The organism is Chloroflexota bacterium (assembly GCA_018648225.1).
In the GTDB taxonomy this organism is placed as follows: domain Bacteria; phylum Chloroflexota; class Anaerolineae; order Anaerolineales; family UBA11858; genus NIOZ-UU35.
Map to the genome: position 1 here is coordinate 1 of JABGRQ010000221.1, position 3,220 is coordinate 3,220.

Annotated in this window: 6 protein-coding genes; all 6 read left to right on the forward strand. The window is 57.6% G+C overall.

Annotation, left to right across the window (positions count from 1 at the left end; translation table 11 throughout):
- The coding region (locus HN413_18320) for a hypothetical protein (GenBank protein MBT3392358.1) at window positions 1–876 on the forward strand (876 nt) is incomplete at its 5' end.
- Between the two features lie 81 nt (window positions 877–957).
- A complete protein-coding gene (locus tag HN413_18325) occupies window positions 958–1,134 on the forward strand; it encodes a hypothetical protein (GenBank protein ID MBT3392359.1) in 177 nt (58 codons plus the stop codon).
- A 72-nt stretch (window positions 1,135–1,206) separates the two neighbouring features.
- A complete protein-coding gene (locus HN413_18330) occupies window positions 1,207–1,755 on the forward strand; it encodes a pilus assembly protein (GenBank protein ID MBT3392360.1) in 549 nt (182 codons plus the stop codon).
- The gene (locus tag HN413_18335; GenBank protein MBT3392361.1) at window positions 1,752–2,219 is read left to right on the forward strand and encodes a hypothetical protein; all 468 of its coding nucleotides are present in this window, start codon (window positions 1,752–1,754) and stop codon (window positions 2,217–2,219) included. Before HN413_18330 ends, HN413_18335 begins: the two co-directional genes overlap by 4 nt.
- Window positions 2,216–2,635, forward strand: coding sequence for a hypothetical protein (locus HN413_18340; GenBank protein ID MBT3392362.1), 420 nt, complete (start codon window positions 2,216–2,218; stop codon window positions 2,633–2,635). Before HN413_18335 ends, HN413_18340 begins: the two co-directional genes overlap by 4 nt.
- Before the next feature lie 48 nt (window positions 2,636–2,683).
- The coding region (locus tag HN413_18345; protein MBT3392363.1) for a hypothetical protein at window positions 2,684–3,220 on the forward strand (537 nt) is incomplete at its 3' end.

Genomic DNA, 3,220 nt, shown 5'->3' on the forward strand with positions numbered 1-3,220 from the left:
ATCTTCCTGGCCGCCCTCAGCATGGCCGTATTAGCCTTCGAGTTCGCTTCAGCAGCGGCAACCGCGCTGAGCACCTTCGGGCGCAATCAACGGCTGGACGGGGCTTTTGTCGCAGGAACTTTTCCCGTACCTGTTCGCCGGTCTACCTGGAATGCCCTGCTCCTGGCCGCTTTTCCCACCAGGTTCGACCCCAGTGAAGCCAAGAACACGGTGGATGTCGTCAGTATGCTGCGACGCGCGGGTTATCCATACGACACCCCTGGTGAGTTCTACGCTGTAGCGATGCGCACTTTCTCGATATTCCTGGCCATTGGCGGCTTGCTGGCTGGGGCGCTGTTTTTCATGGATATGCCCATGGCAGCCGCGCCGGTATCGGCGATCTTCGTGTTCTTGGGGCTGCGCAGACCTTATGTGAATCTCAAGATGCTGGCGAAACAACGTGCCGAGGCCATGCGCAACAACATGCTGATCGGCCTTTCAGTGCTCCACGCTCTCATGTCGTCAGGGACGGGTGTGCAGGAAGCCCTGCGCCGCGTTTCTGGGGTGGGAGGGCCGTTTTGTAACTTGCTGGCATTGTTAGTGGCGCGTATGGAGGTGGATGATTTCGGGAAGGCCGTTGAAACGACCGGCGCACACCTGCCTGATCCCCAGGACCTCGAAGCCAACCTGTTCTTGCGGGATGTGGAAGATTTCTTTGTCAACAACCGCCCTATCTTGAGCAGCATCCAGGCCTTGCGGGAAGCTATTCACCGTTCGGTTGTGGAAGACACCGAAGCCCGGGCTGCCCTGGTGCGCCAACGCAGCGGTCTGTTCGGAATTCTGTCCGTCGTCGGGCTGATTTTTTCCATCGTTGGCCCGTTTCTGGGGAAGTACTGATCGGACGGAAGACGGAAGAACGGAGACCGGTAAAGCCCGTCCCCCGTCTTCTGTCCTCTGTCAAAAAAGGAGGTACATATCATGAATACAATAGTGCTGTTTATCAAAGATACGCGCGGGCAAGACTTTGCTGAGTACGCCCTGATCCTGGGTGCGGTTGGCGTTGTTGCGCTAGCTGTTATTTCTCAATACAAAGAGGAATTGATCGCCGCTTTCAACAGCGGAATCAACGCTTTGCGCGCTGCGCGAGGTGGGTAAACCATGAGAGCGACAAGAACGACAGGGAGCTTGGGTGCTAGGGTGCTTGAGTGCACGGGCGCGTGGGAGCAAGTGGATTTCTCCCTAGCTCCCCTGCTCCCGGCCGTAGGCCCGCCGCCCGTAGGGCCGCAGAGTGTGCCGTCCACCCACGCTCCAGGCCGTAGGCCCGCCTGCCCGCAGGGCTGCCTCCGGCATGGCGTACTCCCACGCTCCCCAGCCCCCCAGCTCCCCGGCTCCCATGCTCAGAAAGGTCAGACCATGGCCGAGTTTGCCATCGTGATGCCGGTACTCATCCTGCTCCTCTTTGGCATGACGCTGGCCGCATTCTACGCTTTCCGGGCAGCGTCAGCCGATTGGGGCGTTTTCATCACCGGGGTGGCTACCGGCGCATACAATACCCCGGCCACCGAACAGGCGCGCAAGACGGTTTTGTGGCCCGACATCCAGGATAGTATCTCGACCACCCAACATACCTCAGACCGTATGGTGCGCTCCCAGATCACCATCGAAGATTCCAGGCCTTGGGTGTACGGCATCAATCTGGTCGAGGCTCACCGGGGCACAGCGGTTTTCCGTCTGTGGCGTTTCTATCCTGGCCCACCAACGGGAGTGTTTGAATGAGCGGGAGCACGGGAAGCGTGAAGCGGGGAGCGGGGAGCGGAAAGCGACACCCCACGCGCAACGAGAAAGGTCAAGCGATGGCCGAGACAGCCCTGTTCTCCGTCCTGGCCGTTATCTTGGCCTTTGGCATGTTGTCCTGGATACCGCTTCACCGCGCCCGCACGCAGGCTACAGCAGCGGCCTATGGCTGTGCTCAGTTCATCTCTCAGTCTCCCAACCCACGCCTGGCAGCCCAGAACGCGCTTCTGGCCGTAGAGAAAACCCTCGATGCCGACTGGAGTGCAACGCTGGGCGTGACTTACAAAGTGATCGTCTCGCCAGGCTCTCCCGGCGGCCCTGGCGGGTGTTCTGTGAGCTATCACGTGCCCATCATGTTCAAGGGTCTAGGGTTGATCGACCCAGGTGGCTGGTCCGAAGAATGGTACGTGTCCCGGTCTGAGACCTGGAAGGCGAAATGGCGATGAAAAAGAGAAAGAAATCCGAATGCGGCCAGGCAATCACCTTGTTTGCTCTCCTTGTGCCTATTACCACTCTATTTGCCATGGGGATATTGGAATACATGGTCACTAATTCGCGTATTATGGAAACGGTGGCTGCGGCTGATTTAGCCGCCCACGCCGGAGCGCAAGAGATACGCGTGCTTCCCGATGGGAGTATCGAGGCAACAGCAGAAGGCAGGCAGGTTGCCACAGCGTATTTTCAAGCCCAGCGCCCGGAGCATTCTGTCTTCGCCGGAGCATCTTGTGGCCAATTCGATGGTCGCCCTGGCTGCCGTGTGCAGTCCCAGGTGCAATCGATGGGATATCTGCTGCCACAACGCTGGATTGGCGTAAATGCGATTGGTTATCTCGCGCATGGTGTGACGCGTGGGGATCAGTGAGTAGCGGTATTTACCAGGTAAATACAAGGTAGTATAATCATACTTACTATGAAAATCAAAGATACCCTCACCTACACAGACTTGGGCGGCCACCGTCACCTGCGCCGCTACGTCGTCGTTTCGATCATCATCTTCGTTTTCATCTTGGGAGCTTACAGCTTGGCCCTGTGGCAGCGGGCTAACACCAGGGCGGAAATCCTGGGAACGTCCCTGCCGCTATCCAATGTGCTGCCTTCCGAACCAACCGAGACCAACACACCCTTGCCCACGCTCACTAACACCCCCGTCCCCACCAACACGCCTACACCGGAACCCTGCCCGGAAAATCCCGACGAGTGGATTCTGGTTGATGCTCTTTATGATTACAACCTCAAACGCATCAAGCCCGCCTGTGTCTACGAAGGGTTGGAACGCACAGCGGCCTGGCATCTTTTATCTTATATGGGCTACACTGAACCAGAAGCGGCAGAAATGATGGGGTTCGAAGAAATTCCTGATTGGGTTTTATTTTTAGATGACAGAACAACGAAGTCTGTCACCGGTATGACGAATACGGGCGATCCGATGGAGATGGTGTTGAGGCGG

Coding starts and splice junctions, on each gene's coding strand:
- HN413_18340 (MBT3392362.1), top strand. CDS start 2,216: ATGAAAAAGAGAAAGAAATCCGAATGCGGCCAGGCAATCACCTTGTTT.
- HN413_18335 (MBT3392361.1), top strand. CDS start 1,752: ATGAGCGGGAGCACGGGAAGCGTGAAGCGGGGAGCGGGGAGCGGAAAG.
- HN413_18325 (MBT3392359.1), top strand. CDS start 958: ATGAATACAATAGTGCTGTTTATCAAAGATACGCGCGGGCAAGACTTT.